Annotated in this window: 22 protein-coding genes; 19 read left to right on the top strand and 3 right to left on the bottom strand. The window is 51.7% G+C overall.

The window, feature by feature from the left end:
* Nucleotides 1–43: 43 nt before the first annotated feature.
* The 11 genes from QUF18_RS09935 (at nt 44) to QUF18_RS09885 (ending at nt 12,416) form a co-directional block, all read left to right on the top strand.
* Complete coding sequence (locus QUF18_RS09935) at nt 44–2,122, top strand: L,D-transpeptidase family protein (RefSeq protein WP_289386900.1); 2,079 nt, start codon at nt 44–46, stop codon at nt 2,120–2,122.
* Between the two features lie 295 nt (nt 2,123–2,417).
* Nucleotides 2,418–3,695, top strand: coding sequence for a phosphopyruvate hydratase (gene eno / locus QUF18_RS09930; RefSeq protein ID WP_289386899.1), 1,278 nt, complete (start codon nt 2,418–2,420; stop codon nt 3,693–3,695).
* 214 nt (nt 3,696–3,909) lie between these two features.
* Entirely contained in the window at nt 3,910–4,239 is a 330-nt protein-coding gene (locus QUF18_RS09925; RefSeq protein ID WP_289386898.1) for an FtsB family cell division protein, read from the top strand.
* A 131-nt stretch (nt 4,240–4,370) separates the two neighbouring features.
* The gene (pdhA, locus tag QUF18_RS09920) at nt 4,371–5,411 is read left to right on the top strand and encodes a pyruvate dehydrogenase (acetyl-transferring) E1 component subunit alpha (RefSeq protein WP_289386896.1); all 1,041 of its coding nucleotides are present in this window, start codon (nt 4,371–4,373) and stop codon (nt 5,409–5,411) included.
* Nucleotides 5,412–5,423: 12 nt separating this feature from the next.
* The gene (locus QUF18_RS09915; RefSeq protein ID WP_289386895.1) at nt 5,424–6,827 is read left to right on the top strand and encodes a pyruvate dehydrogenase complex E1 component subunit beta; all 1,404 of its coding nucleotides are present in this window, start codon (nt 5,424–5,426) and stop codon (nt 6,825–6,827) included.
* 16 nt (nt 6,828–6,843) lie between these two features.
* Entirely contained in the window at nt 6,844–8,199 is a 1,356-nt protein-coding gene (locus tag QUF18_RS09910) for a pyruvate dehydrogenase complex dihydrolipoamide acetyltransferase (RefSeq protein ID WP_289386894.1), read from the top strand.
* Nucleotides 8,200–8,259: 60 nt separating this feature from the next.
* Entirely contained in the window at nt 8,260–8,898 is a 639-nt protein-coding gene (locus QUF18_RS09905; protein WP_289386893.1) for an SGNH/GDSL hydrolase family protein, read from the top strand.
* A 119-nt stretch (nt 8,899–9,017) separates the two neighbouring features.
* Nucleotides 9,018–10,463, top strand: a complete 1,446-nt coding sequence (gene lpdA, locus QUF18_RS09900; protein WP_289386892.1) for a dihydrolipoyl dehydrogenase — start codon at nt 9,018–9,020, stop codon at nt 10,461–10,463.
* A 126-nt stretch (nt 10,464–10,589) separates the two neighbouring features.
* The gene (locus QUF18_RS09895; RefSeq protein ID WP_113943227.1) at nt 10,590–10,787 is read left to right on the top strand and encodes a hypothetical protein; all 198 of its coding nucleotides are present in this window, start codon (nt 10,590–10,592) and stop codon (nt 10,785–10,787) included.
* A gap of 180 nt (nt 10,788–10,967) precedes the next feature.
* Complete coding sequence (lipA, locus tag QUF18_RS09890) at nt 10,968–11,936, top strand: lipoyl synthase (protein ID WP_289386891.1); 969 nt, start codon at nt 10,968–10,970, stop codon at nt 11,934–11,936.
* A 21-nt stretch (nt 11,937–11,957) separates the two neighbouring features.
* Nucleotides 11,958–12,416 (top strand): type II toxin-antitoxin system RatA family toxin, encoded by a 459-nt coding sequence (locus QUF18_RS09885; RefSeq protein ID WP_289386890.1) that lies wholly within the window; start codon nt 11,958–11,960, stop codon nt 12,414–12,416.
* 60 nt (nt 12,417–12,476) lie between these two features.
* On the opposite strand, the gene QUF18_RS09880 is transcribed toward QUF18_RS09885, so the two are convergent.
* The 3 genes from QUF18_RS09880 to QUF18_RS09870 all read right to left on the bottom strand — a co-directional run bounded on the left by QUF18_RS09880 (nt 12,477) and on the right by QUF18_RS09870 (nt 15,086).
* A complete protein-coding gene (locus QUF18_RS09880) occupies nt 12,477–13,211 on the bottom strand; it encodes an SDR family NAD(P)-dependent oxidoreductase (RefSeq protein ID WP_289387161.1) in 735 nt (244 codons plus the stop codon).
* Nucleotides 13,212–13,287: 76 nt separating this feature from the next.
* Entirely contained in the window at nt 13,288–13,785 is a 498-nt protein-coding gene (locus tag QUF18_RS09875; RefSeq protein ID WP_289386889.1) for a CinA family protein, read from the bottom strand.
* 71 nt (nt 13,786–13,856) lie between these two features.
* A complete protein-coding gene (locus QUF18_RS09870; RefSeq protein ID WP_289386888.1) occupies nt 13,857–15,086 on the bottom strand; it encodes a bifunctional 2-C-methyl-D-erythritol 4-phosphate cytidylyltransferase/2-C-methyl-D-erythritol 2,4-cyclodiphosphate synthase in 1,230 nt (409 codons plus the stop codon).
* A 284-nt stretch (nt 15,087–15,370) separates the two neighbouring features.
* Here QUF18_RS09870 and dusB point away from each other — a divergent pair, with 284 nt between their 5' ends.
* The 8 genes from dusB (at nt 15,371) to hfq (ending at nt 25,645) form a co-directional block, all read left to right on the top strand.
* On the top strand, nt 15,371–16,390 hold the full coding sequence (gene dusB / locus QUF18_RS09865) for a tRNA dihydrouridine synthase DusB (protein WP_289387160.1): 1,020 nt from the start codon (nt 15,371–15,373) through the stop codon (nt 16,388–16,390).
* On the top strand, nt 16,390–17,511 hold the full coding sequence (locus tag QUF18_RS09860) for a two-component system sensor histidine kinase NtrB (RefSeq protein WP_289386887.1): 1,122 nt from the start codon (nt 16,390–16,392) through the stop codon (nt 17,509–17,511). The genes dusB and QUF18_RS09860 overlap by 1 nt, the downstream gene beginning before the upstream one ends.
* A gap of 108 nt (nt 17,512–17,619) precedes the next feature.
* Entirely contained in the window at nt 17,620–19,029 is a 1,410-nt protein-coding gene (ntrC, locus tag QUF18_RS09855) for a nitrogen regulation protein NR(I) (protein WP_374806928.1), read from the top strand.
* 84 nt (nt 19,030–19,113) lie between these two features.
* Complete coding sequence (locus QUF18_RS09850) at nt 19,114–21,375, top strand: sensor histidine kinase NtrY-like (RefSeq protein ID WP_289386885.1); 2,262 nt, start codon at nt 19,114–19,116, stop codon at nt 21,373–21,375.
* Between the two features lie 93 nt (nt 21,376–21,468).
* Entirely contained in the window at nt 21,469–22,830 is a 1,362-nt protein-coding gene (gene ntrX, locus QUF18_RS09845; protein WP_289386884.1) for a nitrogen assimilation response regulator NtrX, read from the top strand.
* Nucleotides 22,831–22,832: 2 nt separating this feature from the next.
* Entirely contained in the window at nt 22,833–24,209 is a 1,377-nt protein-coding gene (gene trkA, locus QUF18_RS09840; protein ID WP_289386883.1) for a Trk system potassium transporter TrkA, read from the top strand.
* Nucleotides 24,210–24,228: 19 nt separating this feature from the next.
* Entirely contained in the window at nt 24,229–25,023 is a 795-nt protein-coding gene (locus QUF18_RS09835) for a glycosyltransferase family 32 protein (protein WP_289386882.1), read from the top strand.
* A gap of 385 nt (nt 25,024–25,408) precedes the next feature.
* Nucleotides 25,409–25,645, top strand: a complete 237-nt coding sequence (hfq, locus tag QUF18_RS09830; protein WP_022712353.1) for an RNA chaperone Hfq — start codon at nt 25,409–25,411, stop codon at nt 25,643–25,645.
* The last annotated feature ends 252 nt before the right edge of the window (nt 25,646–25,897 follow it).

The raw sequence follows: 25,897 nt of genomic DNA, 5'->3' as shown, positions 1-25,897 counted from the left end.
ATTGCGAATATCGCTTGTTTTTCTCCAGAACTGACGGACAGATATGACTACTCCGCTGAAATCCCGCTGCCTGATCGTAAGTTCTTCTATGCGTCATGCTTTTCTGACGACCGCACTTGTTGCCGTGACCGGTATTGCGGTTCTGGCACCTGTGCAGCAGGCGGATGCTGCGAGTAATCTGTTTGACCTGTTCCGCCAGAAGCGTGAAGCGCGTGAGGCGGCACAACAACAGCCGCAGCCTGTGCAGCAAGCCCCGCAGGTGAAGCAGCCGGTTGCACGCACTGCAAAACCTGCAGGCCAAGCAAATGTAGCCAAACCAGCAGCACCTGCTGCCAAGGCTGTTGCGGTTAAAGGCCCGCAGATTTATGACTACCGGCCGGAAAAACTTGTGAAAGTGGATTTTACCACTGTTGATATGCAGGTAACCGCTGCGATTTCTGAAAAAGAAGGCGGTTTGTCGCCTTCGGCACTATATACTCAAGCGGCTGATTTTATCATTACTCTGCCACGGCGTGCTGATGGTTTGATCAATCCGCCATCGGAAAAAGCAGAAAAACAGCTTGATCCTGCTCTGGTAACTGCGGTGCTGGATGCCCTGAAAACGACGGATGTGAGAGCCGAACAATCTCTAGCTGAGGCAATCGTTACATTCTATGCGACGGAGCAGACATTGCTCTGGTCGGATGGTCTGGCCGTTTCATCGCGTGCTGAAGAGGTTTTGGCCTTGTTCGAGCGCGCTGAAGAAGATGGTCTGGTATCAGCGGAATATGCTGTCAAAGTGCCGGATCTTGACTTTGACACTACACAAAAAGATCAGCGCATCCGTGAAATGGCTGCCTTTGAAGTGGCGCTGACCGCACGGGCGCTGCGCTATGCGCTGGATGCCGGTGAGGGACGGGTGATCGCCAATCGTCTGAGCGGCTTCCACGATCTGCCACGTAAGCGCATCAAACCTGATCTGGTATTGAAGGCTCTGGAAGATGCTTCTGATCCGGCGCAGGTATTGGCTGATTTCAATCCGCAGAACAGCTATTATCAGAAGCTGAAAGAGCAGCTGGCTGCGATGAAGCCTGAAGGCAAAAAGATTGCCCGCGTTGCACCGGATACATTGATTAAACCGGGGCAAGATAATGCGGAATTGCCTAAGATTCTGGCACTGATTGTGCAGAAGGCACCGGCTGGATACCTTAATTCCTATCAGGATGCTTTTGATCGTCATAAAGACGGAACGCTTTATGATCCTGAGCTGGTTTCTGCGGTCAAAGATTATCAGAAGCTGATGGGCAAGACACCGGATGGCGTGATCGGCCGCGCTACAATTACTGCTTTGCAGGGGGAGACTTCCTCGGTCAAGCGGGAGCGTATTCTCTATGCGATGGAGCGTTTGCGCTGGTTACCGCGTGATTTCGGTCAGCGTTATGTTTTCGTCAATCAGCCGGCCTATCGCGCTCAATATTTTGATCAGGGCAAAGAACAGCTGGCAATGGATGTGGTGATCGGCTCTGCGCGTAATCAGACCCATTTCTTCTATGATACCATCAGCACTGTGGTGTTTAACCCTTCATGGGGTGTGCCGCGCTCTATTGTGATGAATGAAATGATGCCGCGTATTCTGGCTGATTCCGGTTATCTTGATCGCAATAATTATGAAGTGGTTGTTGGCGGAAAGGTTGTGTCATCAACCGCGGTCAACTGGTCATCCGTCGCACAGGGCAAGGCGAATGTTGGTGTGCGCCAAAAGCCGGGCCCGAATAATGCGCTGGGTGAGTTGAAAATCCTGTTCCCGAACAGCCATGATATTTATCTGCATGACACGCCGTCGAAAGCTGCGTTTAAGCGCGATATGCGTGCGGTCAGCCATGGCTGTATCCGCCTTGCCGATCCGCGTGCCATGGCCTCTGCGGTGATGAGTACCGGCAAAGAAAATCTGACCAAATATTTTGGCAAGAATGAGCGCGGTATTAAAGTGCCGTCCGGTGTGCCGATTTACCTGACTTATTTCACTGCATGGCCGGATGAGGCGAGCGGTAAAATCCGTTATTATGACGATGTTTATGCGCGTGATGAAGGTCTGGCAAAGGCCTTCCAGAAAACGGAACAGAGTCGGGTTGCGGCAATGTGAACAAGAGAAAAGAGCGGTCAAACCGCTCTTTTTTTGTTTTAAGCGGAGTGATTGCACGCGCTGTCGCAAACTCTTCACTTTAATATCGTTTAAAAATCTTAAAATTAACATCTGATTGGCCGAAGTCCTTTGCGTCCGGCAATCTGATTGGTTATCAATAGCGCGAAATTTTGTAATGCCGTATCGCCTGATGAGGGCGGCGCGGTGTTGGCTCTACCGGTTTGTTTTACGCATTGTCTTTACGCAAAACCGCTTCGTCATTTTGCTGGGCATGCTTTATGGAAGGATACTCCCAATGACTGCGATCATCGATATTGTCGGTCGTGAAATTCTCGACAGCCGCGGTAATCCGACTGTTGAAGTTGATGTTACGCTGGAAGACGGTTCTTTTGGCCGTGCGGCTGTACCAAGCGGTGCGTCAACCGGTGCGCATGAAGCTGTAGAGCTGCGCGACGGCGGAAGTCGCTATTTGGGCAAGGGCGTTGAACAGGCTGTTGAAGCGGTTAATGGCGTGATTTTCGATGCGCTGGCCGGTCAGGAAGCTGAGTATCAGATCGAAATCGACCAGACCATGATCGATCTCGATGGTACACCAAACAAAAGCCGCCTCGGCGCCAATGCAATCCTCGGCGTATCCATGGCTGTTGCTAAGGCTGCTGCGCAGGCTTCCGGCCAGCCGCTTTACCGCTATGTTGGCGGTGCCAATGCTCATATTCTGCCAGTGCCGATGATGAACATCATCAATGGCGGCGCACACGCGGATAATCCGATTGATTTTCAGGAATTCATGATCCTGCCTGTTGGTGCATCAAGCTTGCGTGAAGCTGTGCGCTACGGTGCGGAAGTGTTCCACACTTTGAAATCCCGCCTGAAGGCAGCCGGTCACAACACCAATGTTGGTGACGAAGGTGGTTTTGCACCAAATCTGCTGAGTGCGGAAGCCGCGTTGGATTTCGTAATGGAATCGATTGCGAAAGCCGGTTTCAAGCCAGGTGAAGAAATTGCAATCGGTCTGGATTGCGCTGCGACTGAATTCTTCAAAGGCGGCAACTACGTCTATGAAGGTGAGGGCGTAACCCGCACACCACAGCAGCAGGCTGAGTATCTGGCCAAGCTGGCCGCTGACTATCCGATCATCAGCATTGAAGACGGTATGTCGGAAGATGATTGGGAAGGCTGGAAGACCCTCACCGATCTGACAGGTAAGAAAACCCAGCTCGTTGGCGATGATCTGTTCGTAACCAACTCGGCGCGTCTGCGTGATGGTATCAAGATGGGTGTTGCCAATTCCATTCTGGTTAAAGTCAACCAGATCGGCACATTGTCTGAGACTATGGATGCCGTGGAAACAGCGCATAAGAACGGTTACACTGCTGTTATGTCGCATCGTTCTGGTGAAACAGAAGATTCCACAATTGCGGATCTCGCTGTTGCCACCAATTGCGGTCAGATCAAAACCGGCTCACTGGCACGTTCAGACCGGTTGGCAAAATACAACCAGCTGATCCGTATTGAAGAAGAACTTGGCTCGCAGGCACGTTATGCTGGTCGCTCGGCTTTTAAAGCACTGTAAGACCCTGCTTTGAAGCAAATTAAGAAGAGGCCTGCATGAAAAATGCAGGCCTTTTTTGTATTAAATGTAGTTTTGCTCGTCTTCCGTAAGTCTCTGTTAAGGCTAATATGCTTTAAATAAATATCGGACGGGATTTATCGTGTTGTGGTAATTTAGTCCTTATTTTCGGGCAGATATCCGCGTATCGGATGCGTATTGCCTCAGAGGTGTGAGTATGTGGACAAAACAAAAGCGTAAAAGCATCAAGGGTCGACTGGTTGTGCCGGTTCTGGCCACTGCGTTTTTGTCCTATTTCGGTTTTCACGCTTATAATGGTGCCTACGGGATTTATTCCAAGGAACAATTGCAGGCGCAGACCGTTGTATTGAATAAGCAGCTTACGGATCTGACCGAGCAGAGAGAGTCTCTGGAGCGTCAGGTTTTGCAGTTGCGTGACGGCTCGATTGATAAAGATATTCTGAATGAGCAGGCGCGTCGTGCCCTGAATCTGTCCCATGCGGATGAGGTCACAATTATCGTCGATCGAGGCAAAAAGACCAATTAACCGAATTGCAGTTAATTGGATGTTTTCTTAGTGTTTTCAATAAGTTATATAGTGTAAAATTACACGTTTTAGTGTATTGTAAGTTTTGCCGATGAGGTTTATTCTGCGCTCACCATAACAGGGAGCAAAATATGGCACCTAGGGCACAAAAAACTGCTGCGGGTAAATCGCAGGCAGCTCTGTCGAATACTCTCAAGGCACCCCAGCCTAATCAGTTCACCAAGGAAGAAGATCTTCACGCTTATCGTGAGATGTTGCTGATCCGTCGCTTTGAAGAAAAAGCCGGGCAGCTCTATGGTATGGGCTTCATCGGCGGTTTCTGTCACCTTTACATCGGTCAGGAAGCTGTTGTTGTCGGTATGCAGAAGGCCATGCGTGAAGGCGATCAGGTTATTACAGCCTATCGTGATCACGGTCACATGCTTGCAGCCGGTATGAGCGCGCGCGGCGTAATGGCCGAGCTGACCGGACGTCAGGGCGGCTTGTCGAAAGGCAAGGGCGGCTCGATGCATATGTTCTCGAAAGAGAAGCATTTCTACGGCGGTCACGGTATCGTTGGTGCGCAGGTTTCGCTCGGCACCGGTCTGGCTTTTGCAAACCGCTACCGCGGTAATGACAGTGTTTCCATCACCTATTTTGGTGACGGTGCTGCCAACCAGGGTCAGGTTTACGAAAGCTTCAACATGGCATCGCTCTGGAAGCTGCCAGTTGTTTATGTGATCGAAAACAACCGTTACGCAATGGGTACTGCTGTAACCCGCGCTTCGGCTGAAACCGATTTCTCCCGTCGCGGTCTGTCCTTCAATATTCCTGGTATTCAGGTTGATGGTATGGATGTGCGCGCTGTGAACGCCGCCAGTGAAGAAGCACTGGAATGGGCACGTTCCGGCAAGGGCCCGATCATTCTCGAAATGCAGACCTATCGTTACCGTGGTCACTCGATGTCCGACCCTGCGAAATACCGCAGCAAAGACGAAGTGCAGAAAATGCGCTCCGAGCATGATCCGATCGAGCAGGCTAAATACCGCATGATGGATAATGGCTGGTTCTCGGAAGATGACCTGAAGGCGATTGATAAGGAAGTGCGTGACATTGTTGCTGATTCAGCAGACTTTGCACAGCATGATCCGGAGCCGGATGCATCTGAACTCTACACTGATATTCTGCTGTAAGGAGCGAGCGCTATGCCTGTTGAAATTCTTATGCCAGCGCTCTCCCCGACAATGGAAGAGGGCAAACTCTCCAAGTGGCTGAAAAAGGAAGGTGATAAAGTCACTTCCGGTGATGTCATTGCTGAGATTGAAACCGATAAAGCGACCATGGAAGTGGAAGCTGTTGACGAAGGCACCATCGGCAAACTGCTGATTGCTGAAGGCACCGAAGGCGTAAAAGTGAATACAGCTATCGCTGTATTGCTTGCTGACGGCGAAAGTGCCGATAGCATTGGCGCAGCTGCGCCTGCCGCTGCTCAGCAGACAATGGTTACTTCTGAAGCGCCAGTTGTTGGCGGCGAGAAGCCAGGTGCTTCAACACCTGCTGCTCCGGTTCCTGCTGCGCCTAAACTCGAAGTTGCTAATGATCCGGATATTCCGGCTGGCACAAAGATGGTGCCGACCACTGTTCGTGACGCATTGCGTGACGCGATGGCTGAAGAAATGCGCCGCGACCCTGACGTTTTCGTTATGGGTGAAGAAGTTGCTGAATATGAAGGTGCCTACAAGGTAACCAAAGGCCTTCTGGCTGAATTCGGTGACAAGCGCGTTGTCGATACACCAATTACCGAACACGGCTTCGCCGGTATCGGTGTCGGTGCGGCTTACACGGGCTTGCGTCCGATTGTTGAGTTCATGACCTTCAACTTTGCCATGCAGGCGATTGACCAGATCATCAACTCTGCTGCCAAGACATTGTATATGTCCGGTGGTCAGATGGGCGCACCTATGGTGTTTCGCGGTCCTTCGGGTGCCGCAGCCCGCGTTGGCGCGCAGCACTCCCAGTGCTATGCTGCATGGTACAGCCATATTCCGGGTCTGAAGGTCATCATGCCTTATTCGGCTGCTGATGCTAAAGGTCTGCTCAAGGCGGCTATCCGCGATCCTAACCCGATCATCTTCCTTGAAAACGAAGTTATGTACGGCCACACATTTGATGTGCCGGACATTGAAGATTTCGTATTGCCGATCGGTAAAGCCCGCATTCACAAAGTCGGTAAAGATGCGACCATCGTGTCCTTCGGTATCGGCATGACCTATGCGATCAAAGCTGCTGAAGAGCTGGCTGAAATTGGCATCGACGTTGAAATCATCGATCTGCGTACCATCCGTCCGATGGATATGCCGACTGTGATTGAATCGGTCAAAAAGACCGGTCGTCTCGTCACTGTTGAAGAAGGCTACCCGCAGTCTTCCGTGGGTACAGAAATTGCAACCCGCGTGATGCAGCAGGCTTTCGATTATCTCGATGCGCCGATCATGACCATCGCCGGTAAAGACGTGCCAATGCCATATGCCGCCAACCTCGAAAAGCTGGCTCTGCCATCGGTTGCGGAAGTAGTTGAGGCCGTTAAAGCTGTAACCTACACTCGTTAAGGGGAAGGACAAAACCATGGCTATCAAAATTACGATGCCGGCTCTTTCTCCGACAATGGAAGAAGGTAATCTGGCAAAATGGCTGGTCAAAGAAGGCGATAAAGTCTCCGCAGGTGACGTTATTGCCGAGATCGAAACCGACAAGGCGACCATGGAAGTGGAAGCTGTTGATGAAGGTATCGTGGCCAAGCTGGTTGTTGCTGGCGGCACTGAAGGCGTGAAGGTCAATGCCCTGATCGCCGTTCTGGCAGAAGAAGGTGAAGATGTTGCTGAAGCTGCCAAGGCAGCTTCGGGTGATGCACCTGCCGCTGCTCCAAAGGCTGAAGCTGCTCCTGCAGCCGCACCGGCACCAGTTGCTGCGGCTCCGGCTGCAACACCTCCGCCTGCTGCTGCTCCGGCTCCGGTTGCTGCTCCTGCCGCAAAAGGCGAACGTCTGTTCGCTTCGCCGTTGGCACGTCGCATCGCTAAAGAAGCCGGCGTTGAACTGTCTGCCGTTTCCGGCACCGGTCCGCATGGCCGCATCGTCCGTAAGGACGTTGAAACTGCGATTGCTTCCGGCGTTAAAGCACCTGTTGCCGCAACACCAAGTGCTGCAGCACCTCAGGCTGCTGTTGCTTCCGGCGCATCGGATGAAGCGACCCTCAAAATGTTTGAGGAAGGCTCATACGAGTTGGTACCACATGACGGTATGCGTAAGGTTATTGCGCGCCGCCTGATGGAATCCAAGTTGACGGTTCCGCATTTTTATCTGACGATTGATTGCGAACTGGATGCTCTGCTGGCTCTGCGCGCACAGCTCAATGCTGCTGCACCGGTTATCAAGACTGAAAAAGGCGAAGTACCTGCGTACAAGCTGTCGGTCAACGATCTGGTTATCAAAGCAACAGCTCTGGCGCTGCGTGATATTCCTGAGGCCAACGTGTCCTGGACTGATGCAGGCATGGTCAAGCACAAACATTCGGATGTCGGCGTTGCCGTTTCCATTCCGGGTGGTCTGATCACGCCAATCGTTCGCGGCGCAGAAACCAAGGCACTTTCTGCCATCTCCAACGAGATGAAAGATCTGGCCAAGCGCGCCCGCGACCGTAAGCTGAAGCCAACTGAATATCAGGGCGGTACCACTTCGGTGTCCAACCTCGGTATGTTCGGTGTGAAAGACTTCGCTGCGATCATCAACCCGCCACATGCAACAATCTTTGCAGTTGGTGCCGGTGAACAGCGTGCAGTCGTTAAAAACGGCGAACTGGCTGTGGCAAACGTCATGTCTGTTACGCTTTCCACCGACCATCGTGCCGTTGACGGCGCTTTGGCTGCAGAACTGGCGAAGGTTTTCAAGAACTACATTGAAAACCCGCTGAGCCTGCTGGTCTAAGAAAAAAACAGGCGCCTCAGTTTTCTGAGGCGCCGTTCCTTTCTCGCAAAAGGCGGAAACATGAAGTCAGTTTTATGTTTTGGTGATTCACTGACCTGGGGCTATCAGGCACCGGATGGTGAGCGTTTACCTCTGGAAGACCGCTGGCCATCTGTTTTGCAGAAGGCGCTCGGTTCTCAGGCACATGTGATTGCTGAAGGATTGAACGGACGCACCACTGCTTTTGACGATTATACTGCGCCGGAAGACCGTAACGGTTCGCGTATTCTGCCGACATTGCTGGGTACCCATGCACCGCTTGATCTGGTGATCATTCTGCTCGGCAGCAATGATATGAAGCCGCAGGTTGCAGGCGATGCTTTTTCCAGCCATTGCGGAACACGCAGACTGATCCAGCAAATCCGCAACCATCCGTATCGTGAAGGTTATGCGGCGCCGGATATTTTGATTGTTGCGCCGCCGCATATTTGCGAAAGCGCTGATCCGTTTTTTGCCTCGCTTTTTGCCGGTGGCATTGCGGAATCGCGCAAGCTGGGATTGCTGCTGTCGGATCTTGCAGATGAGACGGAATGCAATTTCTTTGACGCATCCGGCGTTGCCAAAACCACGCCGCTGGACGGTGTGCATCTGGATGCAGAGAATACACGGGCAATCGGGCAGGCACTGGAGCCTGTTGTGCGCCTGATACTGGGTTTGTAGTTATAAGAGCGTATCCCGAAAAGTGTGAAGCGGTTTTCGGATCAAGATACGCGAAAACAAATAGATAAAATGAATGATGCGCCGGTAACCGGCATAGAAACCATTCAAGGAGAATGAGCGTGTCCAACAGTTACGACGTTATTGTAGTCGGTGCCGGTCCGGGTGGTTATGTGGCCGCTATTCGTGCAGCGCAGCTTGGCTTGAAAACCGCTGTTGTTGAGCGTGAGCATCTGGCTGGTATCTGCTCGAACTGGGGTTGTATCCCGACCAAGGCGCTGCTGCGTTCCGCTGAAGTTAAGCATCTGGCAGAACATGCCAAAAATTACGGATTAAAGCTGGAAGGCACCATTACAGCGGATATCAGTGCTGTTGTTGCCCGTTCGCGCGGCATTGCCGAGCGCATGAACGGCGGCGTTGGCTTTCTGATGAAAAAGAACAAGGTTGATGTGATCTGGGGCGAAGCCAAGATCACCAAGCCGGGCGAAATCATTGTTGGCAAGACCAGCAAGGCACCGATGCAGCCGCAGGCTCCGCAGCCAAAGAATACACTCGGTGAAGGGACTTATACAGCCAAGCACATCATCATTGCGACTGGCGCACGTCCGCGTGCATTGCCGGGCATTGAGCCGGATGGCAAGCTGATCTGGACCTATTTCGAAGCCATGGTTCCGCAAGAACTGCCAAAGACCATGCTGGTTATGGGCTCGGGCGCGATCGGTATCGAATTCGCTTCGTTCTACAACGACATGGGCGTTGACGTGACTGTTGTTGAACTGATGTCGAATATCATGCCGGTTGAAGATGCGGAAATCTCCGCCTTTGCCCGTAAGCAGCTTGAAAAGCGCGGCCTGAAAATCATCACTGAAGCTAAAGTTTCGAAGGTTGAGAAGGGCGCGAATTCCGTGACCGCTCATGTTGAGACCAAAGACGGTAAAGTGCAGACACTGACCGTTGATCGTATGATCTCGGCTGTGGGTGTACAGGGCAATATCGAAAATATCGGCCTTGAATCTGTTGGTGTAAAAACCGACCGTGGCTGCATCGTTGCTGACGAATATTGCAAGACCAGTGTTGCCGGTATTTATGCCATCGGTGACGTAGCCGGTGCGCCGATGCTGGCACATAAAGCTGAGCATGAAGCTGTTATCTGCGTTGAGAAAATCGCAGGTCTGCCAAATGTTCATCCGCTGGATAAAGCCAAGGTTCCGGGTTGCACCTATTGTAACCCGCAGGTGGCTTCTGTCGGCCTGACCGAAGCAAAAGCCAAAGAGCAGGGTTATGATATCCGCGTAGGCCGCTTCCCGTTTGTTGCGAACGGTAAAGCGATTGCTCTGGGCGAAGATCAGGGTCTGGTTAAGACTGTTTTCGATAAGAAGACCGGTCAGTTGCTTGGCGCCCATCTGGTTGGTGCAGAAGTAACCGAGCTCATTCAGGGCTTTGTGGTTGCCATGAACTTGGAAACCACTGAAGAAGAACTGATGCACACCGTATTCCCGCATCCGACAATTTCCGAAACTATGAAGGAAAGTGTGCTGGATGCTTATGGCAAGGCTATCAATATCTAAGTGCTGAAATGCAGATGTGGCCGGAGTTAAAATCCGGCCACTTGAACCAAAGGAAATTATGTGCCGCTGATTAAAGACGGATATCCCTTTCGTAAGGCCGCTCTGACAGTGTTGAAATATTCAACGCTGATTGGTCTCGGGCTCGGTTTTGGTGTATCTGCGCTTAGTTTTTTGGCCGGTAACGTGATTTCAATCAATGGCTATGCGCTTTCCGGCTGGTATGGCGTATGGACAGTGACACTGGCGCTGGGCGCAGCCGGATTTTGCTTCGGTTTGATCTGGGCATTGGTGTTCAAAGCACTGGGTGAGGCGGCGCGACGCTGAGTCCGGTTGTATAAAAAGCTGAACAGCCTATATGAGCTGTTACGGCATTTGAGGCGGGCAGGGTTTAAAGCATATTTGTTTACCTCTGACCTCCTCCCTGCTATGCAGGCGCACTATTCTTGCCGGTTTTTCCGGTGATACGAAATCTGAAGGCCTTTTCGGCCGTTTTGGGAAAGACATATGGTTACGCTTCTGGACACGGTAAACGACGACAGAAAACGCCTTCGTCATCCTGAGAAGGCCAACCGGCCCGACACAGCACTTTTGAAAAAGCCTGACTGGATTCGTGTGAAGGCACCGACCTCACGCGGCTATGGCGAAACCCGTGATATCGTGCGCTCCAACAAGCTGGTGACAGTTTGTGAGGAAGCAGGTTGCCCGAATATCGGCGAGTGTTGGGATAAGAAACACGCGACATTTATGATTATGGGTGAAATTTGCACCCGTGCCTGTGCTTTCTGTAACGTATCGACCGGTATCCCGACGACACTTGATCCTAATGAGCCGGAAAATGTGGCCAAGGCCGTGAAACAGATGGGGCTGACCCATGTGGTTATCACTTCCGTTGACCGCGATGATCTGGCCGATGGCGGCGCACAGCATTTTGCTGAAGTGATTCACGCAATCCGCGCAGCCAGCCCGCAGACTACAATCGAAATTCTGACACCGGACTTCCTGCGTAAGGAAGGTGCTCTGGAGATCGTTGTTAAAGCGCGCCCGGATGTGTTCAACCACAATCTGGAAACTGTGCCGTCCAACTATCTTAAAGTGCGTCCGGGTGCTCGTTACTTCCACTCCCTGCGTCTGTTGCAGCGTGTGAAAGAACTCGACCCTACCATTTTCACCAAGTCAGGTATCATGGTTGGTCTGGGCGAAGAGCGTAATGAAATTCTGCAGCTGATGGATGATCTGCGTTCGGCTGATGTGGATTTCATGACCATTGGTCAGTATTTGCAGCCAACCCGTAAGCACCATGCGGTTATCCGCTATGTGACACCGGATGAGTTCAAATCTTTCGCAACAATTGGTAAAACCAAGGGCTTCCTGCTGGTTGCTTCCAGCCCGCTGACCCGTTCATCGCACCATGCGGGCGATGATTTTGCCAAGCTGCGTGCAGCTCGTGAAGCTCTGATCGCCAGCCGTAACTAAAACAGTATAACTGATAAGCTTATGCCGCAATTTACTGCCACACGTCAGGTTCAGCACCGCGCGGAGCAAATGTTTGCTCTTGTCGCGGATGTTGAGACTTATCCGCAATTTGTACCGATGTGTGAGGCATTGACCATTCGCTCCCGTAAAGAGCGCGACGGGAAAACACTACTGGTTGCCGATATGACCGTTGGTTACAAACTGATCCGTGAGACATTCACCACACAGGTGCTGCTGAAACCGGATGAGCGTGTGATCGAGGTCAAATATATTGACGGGCCGTTCCGCTATCTCGACAACCGTTGGACATTTGTGCCGGTGGGTGACGGTTCGCAGAGCGATGTGGATTTCTTCATTGATTATGAATTTAAAAGCCGCACGCTCGGACTGGTGATGGGATCAATGTTCGATCTGGCATTTCGCAAATTTGCCGAAGCTTTTGAAAAACGTGCCGATCAGATTTATGGCATCCAAGCCTGAGTTTTAGTAATCGTACAAAAAGCCGGACTGCAAAACAGTCCGGCTTTTTTATTTGTCTTTTTATTGTGCGGTATAGCCGCCGTCGACCATCAGAGATGAGCCGGTAACAAAGGAAGCCTCATCACTGGCGAGAAACAGCACTGCATTAGCCACTTCTTCCGCACGACCAAGGCGTCCCATCGGGTGCAGGGCAACTAATTTCTCTTTGGCGTCATCCGGAATATGGCTGAGCAGTGGTGTGTCGATATAGCCAGGGCAGACAGCATTCACGCGAATACCTTTCGCGCCGTATTCAATCCCTAAAGTCTGGGTGAGTAGTTTCACGCCGCCTTTGGCCGCAGCATAGGCTGTTACACCGCGTTTGCCGACATGGCTGTGAATGGAACCGCAATTGACAATGACACCGCCGCCCTGTTTGAGAAATTGCTGAATGGCATATTTGTCGCAGAGATAAACACCGCCGAGGTTAATATCGATGGTGCGTTGCCACGCGCTTTCTTCGAGTTCATCAATCGGCCCATCAGCAGCAATACCGGCATTGGCGAACATCACATCGAGACGACCGAACTGAGCCACGGTTTTGGTAATCATCGCCTGAACGGCTTCAGAATCTGTCACATCAATTTTGATGAACAGCGCTTTATCCGCGCCCAGTTCATCGGCAAGAGCCTGTCCGTGATCAGCGAAGTCTGCAATCACCACTTTAGCGCCTTCGCGGGCAAAGGCACGGACACTGGCTTCACCGATACCGCTTGCACCACCGGTGACGATTACGACTTTATCTTTGAAACGCATCATACAATTCCTTGATCTGAGGGAGGATTGAAGATTAAATTTTAAAGCCTGCCGCTGCGGATTACATTGATACGGATCAATCACTCAATGCTTTGAGAATAAGAGCAAAAGCGGCATGCACTGTGGCTAACCGGATAGCGTCGCGCGATTGGTTGCCGAAACGGCATTCCTGATGCAGCGTTTCAAAATTTTGTCCGGCGCAGGCAATATAGACCAGTCCGACCGGTTTTTCTGCTGTGCCGCCTGAGGGGCCAGCAACGCCGGTCACGGCAACAGAGATACCAGCTTGCGGGGCATGTTTCAGCGCACCTTCGGCCATGGCGATGGCGACTGGTTTGGATACGGCACCAAATTCGCGCAGCAAACTGTGAGAAACACCGATCAGAGAAGCTTTGGCTTCATTGCTATAGGTGATAAAGCCGCAATCAACAACATCGGAGGAACCGGCAATGTCCGTCAGTGCGGCGGCAATCATGCCACTGGTGCAGGATTCGGCTGTGGTAATCATGAGTTGCGCCATGCGGCAGGCATCAAGAACGGCGAGGGCTTGTGTGGTTGTTTTATTATTGCACATGTTCTTGTCCCAAAACCGCTGCACACTTTTGGGGAACATGATGCGCAACGAGACTCATGATTAGTTTCCTTTTATGCGGGGACTTCACCCGGATAGATAACGCTAACGGTTACAATCGAGGCAATGCCTTCCTTGCGGCCGACAAAGCCCATTTTCTCGTTGGTTGTGGCTTTGACCGAAACCCGATCCACACTCACACCCAGCATATCGCTGAGTTCAGCAGTCATAGCTTCGCGATGCGGGCCGATTTTCGGCTCTTCAGCAATCAGTGTAATATCGGCATTGGCAATGCGTCCACCGGCATCGCGCACAGTTTTGACGGCAAATTCGACAAATTGCCGTGAGGCAGCGCCTTTCCATTGCGGGTCAGACGGCGGAAAATGTGTGCCGATATCGCCTGCGCCACGGGTGGCGAGCAAAGCATCGGTCAGCGCATGCAGCGCCACATCGGCGTCGGAATGCCCGTTAAGCTTAAAATCATGCGGGATTTTTACACCGCAGAGCCACACATGGTCGCCCGGTTCGAAACTATGGACGTCGTAACCATTACCCGTGCGGATGTCCGGAAAAGCAACCATATCCTGACGCAAGCGCTGATCAGCCATTTCAATATCCTTTGCCCATGTAATTTTAGTGTTGTCGGCTGAGCCTTCGACCACACGAACAGGAATGCTCTGCCATTCAGCAATGGCGGAATCATCGGTAAAATCTGTGCGTCCCAGTGCAAATGCTGCATTATGCGCATCCAATATAGGCGCAAAGGGAAAGCTCTGCGGTGTCTGCGCCGCAAATAGTCCTGCACGTGGCACGGTTTTGGTGACCAGTGCATCACCGCCAGCCTGTTTCAGTGTATCAGAAACCGCAAGGGCTGGCAGCACACCGGTTTGCGGATGCAAGGCAATGATAATGCGTTTGAGCAGGTCTTGCGTGATGAATGGGCGCACACCATCATGGATCATCACATAATCCGGCGCATCGTCCTGCAAAGCCAGCAAACCTAGACGCGTTGATTCCTGACGTGTCGGGCCGCCGGTCACGAGCTTCAGGCGCGAGGCATCAATATCAGCGCGTTTCAGCGCAGCGTGATAAAGGTCGTGATCGTCGGCATGGATGACCACAACAACGGGCGAAATCTGCTCGCAAGCCAGAAAGGTGCGTAAAGTATGCGCCAGCACGGCCTGGCCGCCGATGCGGCGATATTGTTTAGGGCCTTCGGTGCTCTGACCGGCGCGTTCTCCGCGTCCTGCGGCGACTATAACTGCTGCTGTGCGAATGAGATAAGCCTTTCCGAGCTGCCACACCTGTGTTTATAGCGAATACCGCCTCGTGACGTGAAATGCTAGAGCATTTCACAGTCAAGTTGGAACAACTTGGACAGCCAGTGATAATGCGATCATTAAAGAATCTAGAGCGACCTTTGTGCGCCCAAGAGGGCGTACGGCGCTCTAGTGATGTTTTTTTGATAATGGATTCATCGGTTAATCGCATTGCGACGAATCCGCTTTTTCTTGCATGAAGCTGATAAAACCTATAAATCTGCTTAAAGTTTGAGCGTTTTTAATATTGCATAATTTTTAGGCTGATGATGACGACCGCAACCCTGCCATTAAAGATCGGACCCGTAGAAATTCGCAATCGCGTGTTTTTGGCGCCGATGTCCGGTGTGTCCGATCTGCCGTTTCGCCGTCGGGCATGGGAGGCCGGTGCAGGGCTGGTGGTCTCGGAAATGGTGGCCAGTGCGGAATTGTGTAATCATCATTCTGAGAGCCGTAAGCGTATGGAGCGCGGTGATCTGCAGACCCATGTCGTACAACTCGCAGGGCGCGAAGCCCATTGGATGGGCGAGGCCGCCAAGATTGCCGAGGCAGAAGGTGCGGATATTGTTGATATTAATATGGGTTGCCCTGCCAAAAAGGTAACCGGCGGTTATTCCGGTTCGGCACTGATGCGCGATCTGGATCATGCGCTGACACTGATTGAAGCGACCGTGCAAGCGGTGAAAGTGCCGGTAACGCTGAAGATGCGGCTTGGCTGGGATCACAATTCCATCAATGCGCCGGAACTGGCGCGACGTGCAGTGGAAGCGGGTGTGCAGATGATTACTGTGCATGGCCGCACGCGCTGTCAGTTCTATACCGGTCATGCCGATTGGGATGCTATCCGCGCCGTACGTGAAGTGATCTCTGTGCCGCTTGTTGCAAATGGCGATGTTGGCAGTGCTGCCGATGTGCAGGAAATTATGCAGCGCTCCGGTGCGGATGCGGTGATGATTGGCCGTGCAGCCTATGGTCAGCCGTGGCTGGCGGGTCAAATCGCCGATGCGTTGCGTGGGGATGTAAATAAGGCCGCTCCGGCTAACTTAAGTGATTATGTGCTTGCCCATTACCATGGCATGCTGGAGCATTATGGTGAGAAAACCGGTGTGCGCCATGCCCGTAAACATCTGGGCTGGTATATGGAGCGCCATACAGCGGATGTACCAGATACGGTCAAAAAAGCACTGATGACTTCCGGTAATGCGCAGGAAGTTTCCACCATACTGGCAGATATCTTCTCAGGAGTGGCACCGGTATCCGGCAATAAATCGCTCAAGGATGCAGCCTGATGGGTAATGCCACGCTGCCTCTGTCTGATTATGTGCTGAATACGCTGCCGCAGGCTGTGATTATGGCCGGAGCAAACGGACAGATTAGCTATGCCAATGCGCAAGCTGAGGTGTTTTTCCGCTCCAGTGCTGCAATCATCCGGCGACATGGGCTTGAATATTTTTTGCCGCCTGCAAGTCCGCTGATCAGCTTAATCGCACAGGTCATACACAGCGGCACTGCGGTCAATGAATATCATATTGATATGTCATCGCCGCGCATGGGCGCAGAGCGGATGGTGGATGTGCAGGTTACGCCGGTCAGCGAAAAGCCGGATCAGGTGGTTATCCTGTTTAAAGAAACAGCCATGGCAGAGAAGCTCAATCGCCAGATGAGCCATCGTGGCGCGGCACGTTCAGTTACCGGTCTGGCAGCAATGCTGGCACATGAAATCAAGAACCCGCTTTCAGGTATTCGTGGTGCAGCGCAATTGCTGGAAATGTCCGCCCGCGATGCCGCCAATGAAGCAGATTGCGAGCTGACCCAACTCATTCGTGATGAAGCTGATCGTATTGTCGCTCTGGTCGACCGGATGAATGTGTTTTCCGATGAGCGTCCGATTGAACGCTCTGCCGTCAACCTGCATACCGTTCTGGGGCATGTCAAAACGCTGGCCAGCCATGGCTTCGCTTCTCATGTCACTATTCGCGAGGAATATGATCCGTCCTTGCCGCGAGTCTGGGGCAATCGGGATCAGTTGATACAGGTCTTTCTCAACCTGATTAAGAATGCGGCTGAGGCGATAGAACCGGAGGAGCGCTCGGGGCGAAAAGGTGAAATCCTTCTGACCTCTGCCTATAAGGCTGGTATGCATATGACTGTTCCGGCAACCGGTGAGCGCCTGTCTTTGCCGCTGGAATTTTGCGTTATTGATAATGGCGGCGGTGTTGCATCAGATATTCTGCCGATCCTGTTTGACCCGTTTATCACCACCAAAACCAATGGCTCAGGACTTGGCTTGCCACTGGTTGCCAAGATCATTGCCGATCATGGCGGTATGATTGAATGCGAGAGTTTTTCAGGGAAAACCATCTTCCGCATTTTACTACCTGTCTGGAAGAACGAACATTCTGATATTTAAATTTAACTATCAGGAAATTGATATAATTATCTGTAATATAATGTTTTATGTGTTGGGAGTAAGACATTGAATGAACCGGTAATCATCGTTGCTGAAGATGATGCAGCCATGCGTACAGTGCTCAATCAAGCGCTGACAAGGGCTGGTTATACTGTGCGTCTTGCCAGCAATCGTGCAGCCCTCTGGGCGCTTGTCACGAGTGGCGAAGGCGATTTGGTTATCAGCGATGTGAATATGCGGGATGGTTCTGTCTTTGAGATTTTGCCACGTATCCGCAAAGCGCGCCCTGATTTGCCGGTTGTGGTGATGAGTGCACAAAATACTTTCATGACGGCTATCCGCGCCTCGGAGGCCGGAGCCTATGATTATCTGCCCAAGCCTTTTGACCTGAGTGAGATGGTGAGCCTGCTGCGGCGTGCGCTGTCTGAGCCAAAGCCGGTACAGGCAAAGCAGGAGAGCGACGAGCAGGCTGAAAATATGCCATTGGTTGGCCGCTCTGTCGCGATGCAGGATGTTTATCGTGTGCTGGCGCGGATGATGCAGACTGATCTGACACTGATGATCACAGGGGAATCCGGTACAGGTAAAGAGCTGGTTGCCCGCGCTTTGCATGAATATGGTCGTCGCCGTAACGGGCCATTTGTGGCGATCAATATGGCGGCTATTCCGCGCGATCTGATTGAATCTGAATTGTTCGGCCATGAGAAAGGTGCCTTTACCGGCGCGCAGCAGCGCTTTTCAGGGCGCTTTGAGCAGGCCAATGGCGGTACGCTATTCCTCGATGAAATCGGTGATATGCCGATGGAAGCGCAGACGCGCTTGTTGCGCGTGCTTCAGCAGGGCGAATATATGACCGTTGGCGGGCGCACACCGATTAAAACCGATGTGCGTATTGTTGCGGCCACCAACAAGGATTTGCTCAAGCAAATTCAAAAAGGCCAGTTCCGCGAAGATTTATATTACCGGCTGAATGTGGTGCCGCTGCGTATGCCGCCTTTGCGCGAGCGCAGCGAGGATGTGCCGGATTTGGTGCAGCATTTCTTCCGTCTGGTTGAAAAGGAAGGCCTGTCGCCGAAACAGATCACTACTGAGGGATTTGCGGTGCTGCGCCATTACAGTTGGCCGGGCAATGTGCGTGAGCTGGAAAATCTGGTGCGCCGCTTGGCTGCGCTTTATCCGCAGGATGAAATCAACGCCGAGATTATCCGTCATGAATTGCAGCATCTGCCGCCGTCATTAGCTGCCGGTGAGGCGGGATTGAAGTCAGATCAGATCACCAGCCTGCGCGATGCGGCAGAGATTTATTTGCGCCAGTATTTTGCGTCCTTCAACGGTCAGCTACCGCCGCAGGGGCTTTATGACCGGATTTTACAAGAGATTGAATATCCGCTTTTAGCAGCAAGCCTGACGGCTACATCCGGCAATCAAATCAAAGCGGCGGAATTGCTGGGTTTAAACCGCAATACGCTGCGCAAAAAAATCCGCGATCACGATCTCAATATTTTTAAAAGCAGCTGAGGTTTTCTCGTTGCACCCGCACTATCGTTGCATATGTGCAACATTCTGTTGCATGAAGGCAACGGTTCATAATACATTAACCACATGGATAAGACGAGTCTGGTTGAATGGTTGCGTGAATTGAAACCTGCCCGAGGGAGTGAACATCGCCGTTTGCTCGCTCTGCCGGGCGTGATCATTGTTGTTCTCTCGATAATTGCGTCACTTGCGTCCTTTCTGATCATGATCGGTGTGACACCGATTATTCCTGATTTGCATGTGACTTTGGCGCTTATCATTATCAATGTCGTGCTGGTCGTCAGTCTGCTGGCACTGATTATTCGTGAAATTTACCGTATTACGCAGGCGCGCCGTCATGGCCGCGCAGCAGCACGGCTGCATGTGCGTATTGTGGCGCTGTTCTCGCTGATTGCCGCGGTTCCGGCGATTGTGGTGGCGATTGTTGCCAGTGTGACGCTTAATCTCGGGCTGGATCGCTGGTTTGAAACCAACACACGCAATATCGTCAATTCTTCTATCAGCCTGACACAAGCCTATCTTACTGACACTGCGCGTAATCTGCAGAGCGCGACCTATTCGATGTGGCAGGATATGGATGCGCAGCGCACGCTTTACAGTCTCGACCGTAATGGTTTTGTGCAATTGCTGACCTTGCAGGCACTGGGGCGCGGTTTGCTGGGTGCGCAATTATTGCGTGAAGACGGCTCCGTTGCTGTGCGCAGCGATCAGGGTGGCGCTAATCTGCCACAACCACCATCTGAGGCGCTGGAAACGGCGAAGGATGGTAATCCGGTGATTATTCCGCCGGGTCCGACCAGCAATTTTGTTGGCGCAATCATCAAAATGCGCGAAATACCGGATGTATATCTTTATACGGTGCGTCGTGTGGATGCACAAATTCTGGATTCCATGCGCCTGATGGAGGCGAACACCGCGCGTTATCAGGATATGGAAGCCAATCGTATCCCGACACAGGTGATCTTTGCGCTGCTTTATTTTGGTCTGATGCTGATCGTGTTGCTGCCTGCAATCTGGACAGGGATTGCAGTGGCTGACCGTCTGGTTCGTCCGATCCGCTCGCTGATCGGCGCTGCAGATGAAGTCGCCGCCGGTAATCTTGACGTTTCCGTGCCGGTACGCTCCAGCGACGGTGATCTCGGCGCGCTTGCCGTTACCTTCAATAACATGGTTGCAGAGCTGAAAAGCCAGCGTACCGACCTGATGGCTGCGAAAGATCAGATTGATGAACGCCGCCGCTTCTCTGAAGCTGTGTTGTCCGGTGTGACGGCTGCGGTGATCGGCGTTGATGCGCTGGGGTTGATTAATATCGTCAACCGTTCGGCAGAGCAGATGTTCTGCTTAGAGCCGGATGTCGTTATCGGCACCAGCCTCAGTACTCACATTCCTGAAATCGGGCAGGTGTTTGAAGTTGCACACGATTCCGGCCGTGCGGTTTACCGTGAGCAGGTCTCGATGATGCGCGGCGGGCTGACCAGCACTTTCAACGTGCAGATTACGATTGAGGACGGCACTGCTGATGAGCGTTCTTATGTTGTGACGATTGATGACATTACCGATCTGGTGCAGGCGCAGCGTTCAACCGCTTGGGCGGATGTGGCACGCCGTATCGCCCATGAGATCAAGAACCCGCTGACACCAATCCAGCTTTCTGCGGAGCGTATTCGCCGCCGTTACGGTAAGGTGATTACCGAGGACAGAGAAGTCTTTGACCAATGCGTTGAAACCATTGTTCGCCAAGTCGGCGATATTGGTCGTATGGTGGATGAATTTTCGTCTTTTGCTCGGATGCCGAAGCCGAAAATGGAAACCATTGATTTGCGTAACGCGCTGAAAGAAGCCGCATTTCTGGTGGAAGTTAGCCGCAGTGAAATCAGTTTTGAGCAACGCCTGAGTGAAGTGCCGCTTTATGGTCACTTCGACAGTCGTCTGCTGGGACAGGCTTTTGGTAATATTATCAAGAATGCCAGTGAAGCGATTGAAGCTGTAACCGGCGAGGACGATTATCGCGGACATATTTTGCTGAAAGCCTATCAGGACAGTGATCAGCTGATTGTTGAAGTGATTGATAATGGCAAGGGCTTACCCGGTGATAACCGCCAGCGTTTGCTTGAGCCTTATATGACAACGCGTGAAAAAGGCACCGGCCTTGGCCTCGCGATTGTCCGTAAAATTGTTGAAGATCATGGCGGCCATATGGAACTGCATGACGCACCTGCCGATTTTTATAATGGCCGGGGCGCTATGATCCGCATGGTTTTTCCTGCAACATCACCGGATGCGGTGGTTGAAGCAGGCAGTAATACAACTGAGGAGCTGCGGGCATGAAACTAAGATGCAAGCAGTTTAATTATAAATACTTGCTAATGTGCCGATATATGGTGCATCAGCAGGGCAATGGGAACAAGGCAGGTGGATTAAATGGCTTCTGATATTCTCGTCGTCGATGATGAAACGGACATCCGTGATCTGGTTGCTGGTATTTTAAGCGACGAAGGTCATGAAACCCGTACCGCATTTGATTCAGATAGCGCATTGGCTGCGATCAATGATCGTGTGCCGCGCCTGATCTTTCTGGATATCTGGTTGCAGGGCAGCCGGTTGGACGGACTGGCGCTGCTGGATGAAATCAAAAAATTGCATCCGGATTTGCCGGTAGTGATGATTTCCGGTCACGGTAATATTGAAACTGCTGTTTCGGCAATTCGTCGCGGTGCCTATGACTTCATCGAAAAGCCGTTCAAAGCGGATCGTCTGATCCTAGTGGCTGAGCGCGCTCTGGAAACATCCAATCTCAAGCGTGAGGTTTCCAACCTGCGTAAGCGCTCCGGCGATAGCTTTGAGTTGCTCGGCAATTCGCTGGCGATGAACCAGTTGCGTCAGACGATTGATCGTGTTGCGCCGACCAATAGCCGTATCATGATTACAGGGCCTTCGGGTTCCGGTAAGGAAATGGCTGCGCGAGCAATCCATGCACTATCGAGCCGTGCTAATGGTCCTTTTGTGACGGTGAATGCCGCAACAATTACACCTGAACGCATGGAAATTGAGCTGTTCGGTACCGAAATGGATGGTGGCGAGCGTAAAGTCGGCGCGCTGGAAGAAGCCCATGGTGGTATTCTTTACCTCGATGAAATTGCCGATATGCCGCGCGAAACGCAGAATAAGATTCTGCGCGTGCTGGTCGATCAGCAGTTTGAACGTGTTGGTGGTACCAAGCGCGTGAAGGTTGATGTGCGTATCATCTCTTCAACGGCACAAAATCTTGAAGGCATGATTGCCGAGGGTCTGTTCCGCGAAGATCTGTTCCACCGTCTGGCGGTTGTGCCGGTGCAGGTGCCGCCTCTGGCACAGCGCCGCGATGATATTCCGTCATTGGTGTCCTTCTTTATCAATCAGGTCGCCGAGCAGGCCGGTATCAAACCGCGCCGTATCAGTGATGATGCAATGGCGGTTCTGCAGTCGCATAGCTGGCCGGGCAATGTGCGCCAGTTGCGCAACAATGTGGAACGCCTGATGATTTTGGCACGTGGCGATGATGTTGATGAGCCGGTGACTGCTGATCTGCTGCCTGCGGAAATCGGTGATACGCTGCCGCGCACACCAACGGATTCCGACCAGCACATTATGGCGCTGCCGCTGCGTGAAGCCCGTGAAATGTTTGAAAAGGAATATCTGGTTGCCCAGATCAACCGTTTCAGCGGTAATATTTCCCGTACGGCTGAGTTTGTGGGTATGGAGCGTTCCGCGCTGCACCGCAAACTGAAATCGCTCGGAGTGTAATTATGCGCATCATCATCTGCGGTGCCGGTCAGGTCGGCTTTGGTATCGCTGAGCGGCTCTCTGCCGAGCAGAATGATGTTTCGGTGATCGATACATCGGAAAAGCTGATTCACGCTGTGCGTGATTTGCTTGATGTTCGTGGTTTCGTCGGTCACGGCTCGCATCCGGATGTTCTGGAAGCGGCCGGAGCCGAAGAAGCGGACATGATTATCGCCGTTACGCTCTATGATGAAATCAATATGGTGGCCTGTCAGGTTGCCCATTCGTTGTTTAACGTGCCGACCAAGATTGCCCGTATCCGTGCACAAACCTATCTGCAAAAGCAGTATCAGGAGATGTTCTCGCGCGATAATATGCCGATTGATGTGGTGATTTCGCCCGAGCTTGAAGTCGGTGACATGGTGCTGCGCCGTATTGCGCTGCCTGGTGCGTCGGACGTGCTGCGCTTTGCCGATGATAAAGTGGTGGCTTTCGCCATTGAATGTCTGGAAGACTGCCCGATTATCAATACACCGCTGAAACAGCTCACCGATCTGTTTCCTGATCTGCCATCCACGGTTGTTGGTGTGGTGCGCAATGACCGGTTATTTGTTCCTCATTCAGAGGATCATCTGCTGGCCGGTGATATCGCTTATGTGGTGACAACCAGCGAGCAGGTGCGCCGCACGCTCGGTCTGTTCGGTCATGATAAGCCGGAAGCACGTCGTATTATTATTGCCGGTGGCGGTAATATCGGGCTTTATGTCGCGCAGAAGATGGAAGAGCGTCAGCCGCATACAAGGCTGAAAATCATCGAGCATAATCGCGAGCGCGCGGCTTTTGTTGCGGATGAGTTGAATAAGACCGTCGTGCTAAACGGCAGTGCGCTGGATCAGGAATTGTTGCGCGAAGCAGAAGTGCAGGATGCCGATCTGATGGTGGCGCTGACCAATCAGGATCAGGCGAATATTCTGTCCGGCATTATGGCTAAGCGTCTTGGCTGTAAGTCGAATATGGTGCTGATTAATAACTCGGCCTATCAGGAGTTTATTCACACGGTTGGTATTGATTCCTATGTCAGTCCGAAAAGCGTGACGATTTCCAAAATTCTGCAGCATGTGCGCCGCGGACGTATCCGTTCTGTCCATAGTGTCTATGACGGGCGGGCGGAACTGATTGAGGCAGAAGCACTGGAAACCTCGCCGCTGGTTGGTGCGCCATTGCGTAATATCTCTTTGCCAGCAGGCTTGCGCGTTGGCGCAGTCTATCGTGACGGAAAAGTTATCAAGCCGCATGGTGATCTGCATATCCGCCGCAATGATCGTGTGGTAATGTTTGCAACCAGTGATGCAGTTAAGCATGTGGAGCAGATGTTCCGTGTGAGCCTCGATTTCTTCTGACATTTGAGAATAGTATTTTATGGATATTTGCACTTTTTGGTACGGTACCAGATTACGCCCTGTTGATCATATGTGCCTGACCTCGATGGTGAAAACCGGGCAAAAAGTGAAGCTGTTCAGCTATCAGCCGGTTGAGAACCTGCCGGAAGGTGTGGAACAGCATGATGCAGCAACTATTCTGCCGATTAAATCTTTCCGTCGTCTTGATCCGGCTTTTCCGGATCTGAAAGAATATGTGACGATTGTTCAGTTCAGCGATATTTTCCGTATCAATCTGATGAAACAGGGGCAGGGTGTCTGGCTGGACACGGATGTCTATCTGCATAAACAGTTCCATCCGGATGCCTCCAAACCTTATCTGGCGCGGGAAAACAAAGAGCGCGTTGGTGTTTCTGCGCTGTATTTCCCGCCGGATCATCCGGTGATTGCTGAATTTGATGCCTATATGGCCGGTGATTACCCGTTGCCGAAATGGCTTGGTCTGCGTCGTCGTGTGTTGCGCCCGCTCTGGTATCGCCTGACGGGGAAGGAAGTCACGCCTGCGGCGATCGGGATTACGATTTTTGGCAATGACGGAATTTCAAGACTAGCCAAGAAATATGGCTGTTTTGATAATGCCGCGCCGAAAGAGAGCTTCTATTACTGGACAGGGCGCGAATGCCTGAACATGTTCAACCCGCAATACGGGCTTGAGCCGCTGGATCATCGGGAGTTTATCGGCTTTCATGTGCATCGCAAAAGCCCTGAGGAGCTGGTGGTGCGTGATGGCAGTTTCTATGAGTGGATGCTGAAGCAGACGGGCGAATTGCGCTGATCGCCTCAAGGTTTATAGCTGCTTCTGAGAATTTTCTGCTCATTCATACAGGCTGTGACTAGAGCGGTTTACGTGTCTGTTAGATCGCAGCGCTCGCGTCTCAATTCTTTATTGGGTCGCATTCTCACAGACGTCAAGTGATACCACTGACTGTGAAATGCTCTAAACATCATTCACTATACAACATTTTGACGTTGCGCAAAAAATAGCGGCCTGTTAACCCTTTGCAGAATGTGGGATTATTCCCGCAACTATTGATTCTGTATCAATATACAGGTGCAATATCTGGGGTGGATGATAAAAGCTGAGCGCAGGAAATATTTTTTCGCGTGCTCGTCTCATCCAAGTCAGTATTGGTTGCGGATCGAAATAAAGGAATAAAAAAATGGCTGAACGATCGCAAAATCTGCAGGATCTCTTTCTGAATTCTGTACGTAAGCAGAAAATCTCTCTGACGATCTTTTTGATTAATGGCGTTAAACTGACCGGTATTGTCACTTCTTTTGACAATTTCTGTGTTCTTCTGCGCCGTGATGGACATTCACAGCTGGTATATAAGCATGCCATTTCAACCATTATGCCAAGCCAGCCTGTGCAGATGTTTGAAGGCGAAGAAGAGTAAGCATTACAGGTCATTACGACTGTTTGCTGAAATTTTAAGATGTTTTTATATCCGCAGTGCCCTAAGGCCTGCGGATATATTTGTTTGTAAGTTTGAGAATAATTATCTCACATGTGTGCATTGATGCAGGCAGGCCGGATGATTATCTGATGTGGACGGAACATATGCTCAAGCGTTGGTTTGCCGTCATAATGAATTGAGAAATCAGGATAAACATTTGAAAAAACGAAATGATCCGGCAGATGATCTGAT

Origin of the sequence: Pseudochrobactrum kiredjianiae, assembly GCF_030362795.1 — a bacterium.
Taxonomy (GTDB): Bacteria; Pseudomonadota; Alphaproteobacteria; order Rhizobiales; family Rhizobiaceae; genus Pseudochrobactrum; species Pseudochrobactrum kiredjianiae.
This window is presented reverse-complemented; position numbering and strand designations above follow the sequence as displayed.

Excerpts from the sequence above, each read along its gene's own strand:
- QUF18_RS09935 (WP_289386900.1), top strand. The coding sequence starts at position 44 with ATGACTACTCCGCTGAAATCCCGCTGCCTGATCGTAAGTTCTTCTATG.
- eno (WP_289386899.1), top strand. The coding sequence starts at position 2,418 with ATGACTGCGATCATCGATATTGTCGGTCGTGAAATTCTCGACAGCCGC.
- QUF18_RS09925 (WP_289386898.1), top strand. The coding sequence starts at position 3,910 with ATGTGGACAAAACAAAAGCGTAAAAGCATCAAGGGTCGACTGGTTGTG.
- pdhA (WP_289386896.1), top strand. The coding sequence starts at position 4,371 with ATGGCACCTAGGGCACAAAAAACTGCTGCGGGTAAATCGCAGGCAGCT.
- QUF18_RS09915 (WP_289386895.1), top strand. The coding sequence starts at position 5,424 with ATGCCTGTTGAAATTCTTATGCCAGCGCTCTCCCCGACAATGGAAGAG.
- QUF18_RS09910 (WP_289386894.1), top strand. The coding sequence starts at position 6,844 with ATGGCTATCAAAATTACGATGCCGGCTCTTTCTCCGACAATGGAAGAA.
- QUF18_RS09905 (WP_289386893.1), top strand. The coding sequence starts at position 8,260 with ATGAAGTCAGTTTTATGTTTTGGTGATTCACTGACCTGGGGCTATCAG.
- lipA (WP_289386891.1), top strand. The coding sequence starts at position 10,968 with ATGGTTACGCTTCTGGACACGGTAAACGACGACAGAAAACGCCTTCGT.
- QUF18_RS09885 (WP_289386890.1), top strand. The coding sequence starts at position 11,958 with ATGCCGCAATTTACTGCCACACGTCAGGTTCAGCACCGCGCGGAGCAA.
- QUF18_RS09880 (WP_289387161.1), bottom strand. The coding sequence starts at position 13,211 with ATGCGTTTCAAAGATAAAGTCGTAATCGTCACCGGTGGTGCAAGCGGT.
- QUF18_RS09875 (WP_289386889.1), bottom strand. The coding sequence starts at position 13,785 with ATGTGCAATAATAAAACAACCACACAAGCCCTCGCCGTTCTTGATGCC.
- dusB (WP_289387160.1), top strand. The coding sequence starts at position 15,371 with ATGACGACCGCAACCCTGCCATTAAAGATCGGACCCGTAGAAATTCGC.
- QUF18_RS09860 (WP_289386887.1), top strand. The coding sequence starts at position 16,390 with ATGGGTAATGCCACGCTGCCTCTGTCTGATTATGTGCTGAATACGCTG.
- ntrC (WP_374806928.1), top strand. The coding sequence starts at position 17,620 with ATGCGTACAGTGCTCAATCAAGCGCTGACAAGGGCTGGTTATACTGTG.
- QUF18_RS09850 (WP_289386885.1), top strand. The coding sequence starts at position 19,114 with ATGGATAAGACGAGTCTGGTTGAATGGTTGCGTGAATTGAAACCTGCC.
- ntrX (WP_289386884.1), top strand. The coding sequence starts at position 21,469 with ATGGCTTCTGATATTCTCGTCGTCGATGATGAAACGGACATCCGTGAT.
- trkA (WP_289386883.1), top strand. The coding sequence starts at position 22,833 with ATGCGCATCATCATCTGCGGTGCCGGTCAGGTCGGCTTTGGTATCGCT.
- QUF18_RS09835 (WP_289386882.1), top strand. The coding sequence starts at position 24,229 with ATGGATATTTGCACTTTTTGGTACGGTACCAGATTACGCCCTGTTGAT.
- hfq (WP_022712353.1), top strand. The coding sequence starts at position 25,409 with ATGGCTGAACGATCGCAAAATCTGCAGGATCTCTTTCTGAATTCTGTA.